Origin of the sequence: Enterococcus sp. S53 (genome assembly GCF_016516865.1) — a bacterium.
Classification (GTDB): Bacteria; Bacillota; Bacilli; order Lactobacillales; family Enterococcaceae; genus Enterococcus_D; species Enterococcus_D innesii.
This window is the reverse complement of the sequence record NZ_JACVUH010000046.1, coordinates 1-2,243: the sequence shown is the minus strand read 5'-3', so window position 1 is coordinate 2,243 and position 2,243 is coordinate 1. Positions and strand designations below refer to the sequence as shown.

Here is a 2,243-nt window from a genome sequence, read left to right as displayed (position 1 = left end):
TGGCGTAACCGTCTCTACTAAAATGTGTCCAAGATATTGACTCAAATCCAAACCTTATTCAATTCTGGAAGCCTATGTGCTTCATCAATAATAACTAAATCAAACTGTCCCCTTAATCCATTGACATAAGGAATATTGTTTTCTGTATGTCCGTTAATAATGGCATTGAGTATTTTACTTGTAACAGTAAAAACTACTTGTTTAGATTTCGTTATATCAATAAAAAGTTTGAGTAAGTATAAGCCTAAATAAGTTTTACCAGTTCCACAATCCCCACTTATAACTATCAAATGCCTGCTATTTATATCTTTAAAAATCTTTGAGCATCTGACTGATACATCTCTCTGCTCATCTAATAAAGGACTAATTTCCTGTGAATTTAGAGCTTTAGCTAAGTTTTCGTATCCTTGTTTCTCCATAGAATATTGACCAGTAACAATTAAATTTGTAATTTCACTTGATTCTCTATTGTCAAAAGTAGAACGTAATAACTCGATTAATCTATTCTCTTCTCCTAACACAAAACAGTTCTCACGTTTTGAATTATAAATATCATATTGATTACTAAATAATTCTTCTTTATTTTTATAATTATGTAAATATTGTATCTCTAAAATATCTACTTGATTATCACCTAAATTGGAATGGTTACATTTCAGATGGCTTCTATATGTATGTGTTTGAGCAATAGGATGACTGCGAACACTTGATTCTTCTTCAACATTATCTAGCTTTACAAACGTATTAGATTCAGTAAACTCTGTATTTATTGACTGCCATTGTTTTAGCTCAATAATCATAGCTGTTGGTCTATCAGTGACTTTGTTATAACCAACTAATAAGGCATCAATTCTTGAGTTTAAAGGTGTTTCATATTCCATGATTAAATCCAAATCTGTTAAACCAGCTTGATTAATCAACTTAATTAAAATAGGCAAAGAGTTTTTCCAAGATAGAACTTCGTTATCATTGAACTCTATCTCATTATCTTCAAATGAGTGAAATTTATCTAGCATTTTCTCTACTAATTCATCACTAGACATCCTAGCTAAATTAGAAACTCTATCGTAAAAAAACAACACCATAATCACCACTTTTTTATAATTATAATAACAATTGTATCATAATTAATATTCAAATATTGGGATAATTTTTAAACAAAAAAATCCTGAAAACATCGGATTTTTTTATTTTGTTTTTATCTTTAATTTTCTATAAATTATCTTAGACTTTGATATAATAGATAAAAAAGGGGAATAAAGAAAAGAAATTGAGCAATTCGAATATTAAATTAACCAGAAGTTTAAAAAACGATAGGTCTAATAAAGATTTACTACGGACAGAAATAAATAATGCCACTGACCCAAACGTCAGACTAGAATTGACTAGGATGTTGTTAGAAATTGAAAAAGAAGAAAAGAAGAAAAAATTCATTAAATGGCTAAGTATTATTATTGTTTTAGTAATTATTCTTCTAAATCTTTTATATTTAGGGAATAAATCTTTTAAAGAACCAACTGTTGAAAAGATAACTGAATCAACATCAACTACAAGTCAGCAAGCTAGTAATAGTGATACATCAACTTCTGTTGTAAAATAAACAAATTTGTCAGAGGAAGAATTAAAAAGATGGGTTATGGCTATCTTAGACTTAACAACTCCACCACCAACTAAATACATTTTAACTGTAAAAATTGATGAAACAGATAATTTAGCTTATATCCATGTTGGAGTAGACCAACTTGATGGTGCTGGAACATTTAGAGTAAATGCTAAGGGGCAATTAGAATATATGCCATATATGGGAAAATACAGAGGTATTGATGAATGGATTTTAATGTCTGATAAATATATGGATACTACAATCGCCGAAGAATACTATAAGGAACAAGCAAAAAAAACAAGCTAAAGCAAATGATGATTTAAATAATATAAAGAATCATCTTATTGGCAATAAGTATCTTATCAAACCTATTCTTTATGATGGAATGGATTCTGAACAAGCAATGAATGAGAACAAAGCACCACAAAGTTTAATACATGATGGAGTTCAAATTGTTTCTTTTAAAGATGACACTAATGTCCGTATAGAATTAGCTGGAACATATAGACCCGATTATGAAGAAACGTACTCCTTGTCCTCAGAAACTATTAACTTCAAAGACTACTATATCTCTTAGAGATATAATGGATTGGATTTGAGTCAATATCTTGGACACATTTTAGTAGAGACGGTTACGCCA

General features: G+C 29.2%; 3 protein-coding genes. 2 read left to right on the top strand and 1 reads right to left on the bottom strand.

Going from position 1 to position 2,243, the window contains the following annotated elements; genetic code table 11:
• Positions 1 to 41: 41 nt before the first annotated feature.
• Entirely contained in the window at positions 42 to 1,085 is a 1,044-nt protein-coding gene (locus tag IAE45_RS18470; RefSeq protein ID WP_200143163.1) for a DNA/RNA helicase domain-containing protein, read from the bottom strand.
• A gap of 305 nt (positions 1,086 to 1,390) precedes the next feature.
• Here IAE45_RS18470 and IAE45_RS18465 point away from each other — a divergent pair, with 305 nt between their 5' ends.
• Together IAE45_RS18465 and IAE45_RS18460 are read left to right on the top strand one after the other, a co-directional pair.
• Positions 1,391 to 1,600: a hypothetical protein gene (locus IAE45_RS18465; RefSeq protein WP_200143162.1), complete on the top strand. Its 210-nt coding sequence runs from the start codon at positions 1,391 to 1,393 to the stop codon at positions 1,598 to 1,600.
• Positions 1,601 to 1,636: 36 nt separating this feature from the next.
• Positions 1,637 to 1,909 carry a hypothetical protein gene (locus IAE45_RS18460; RefSeq protein ID WP_200143161.1) on the top strand — a complete coding sequence of 91 codons (273 nt, stop codon included), beginning with the start codon at positions 1,637 to 1,639 and terminating at the stop codon, positions 1,907 to 1,909.
• Positions 1,910 to 2,243 lie beyond the last annotated feature (334 nt).